Source organism: Facklamia sp. P12955, assembly GCF_050409565.1.
Lineage (GTDB): Bacteria > Bacillota > Bacilli > Lactobacillales > Aerococcaceae > Facklamia.
Genome location: NZ_JBNUPF010000063.1, coordinates 1 through 678 on the forward strand (window position 1 = coordinate 1; position 678 = coordinate 678).

General features: G+C 27.4%; 1 protein-coding gene. It reads left to right on the forward strand.

The features are described 5' to 3' along the window. Positions 1–159 precede the first annotated feature (159 nt). Positions 160–357, forward strand: a complete 198-nt coding sequence (locus ACQV2G_RS09135; RefSeq protein WP_428876648.1) for a hypothetical protein — start codon at positions 160–162, stop codon at positions 355–357. Positions 358–678 lie beyond the last annotated feature (321 nt).

Sequence of the window (678 nt, forward strand, 5' to 3'; positions counted from 1 at the left end):
CAGAAGCTCCCTATTTTTATTTGTTTTATGTCACATATGTATTATCGTCTAACATATGCTCATTCAAATTTAAAGAAAAAAATTATTGACACTAATGTAAGCGCTATATATAATATTCAAGAGGCCTCATAAAAATTTAAATATTAAAGGAGAATTTGAATGAAAAATAACAAGAAACGTCTTATTAGTATTATTTCACTATTTTCTTTACTAATTATGTTACCTTTAAATACAGTCACAGCTCAATTAAGATCTTCTATGAATAAACCGATTGTAACTACAAACGGTAAAGGATCATATACTTCATGTAATGATGGTAACAATCCTTTACAATGCCCTGGTGGTATTTCGCAATAAATAATTCTATTTATTCACTTTTGATAACCTCAAATTAGTTATAAAAACACTAGATGGCTAACTAAAGTTAGTCATCTTAATTGTATAAATTTTATTATTAAATTAATAATATTAGTTACCCGAGAGTCATTTTTAAATAAGGTGAAATTTAGAGACTTTTTTCAATAAGATAGTAATCAATCAATAAATTTTGCTGATGAGCGCTAAAATTTTTTTATTTAATTGCTGTCCTGACCGTATTTAAAGTTCTTATAAATCGCAAATAGAACTTAGCCACCTAGTACAAAGGAGTCCTCGCCCATGAGAAGTGTGAGTTCAATG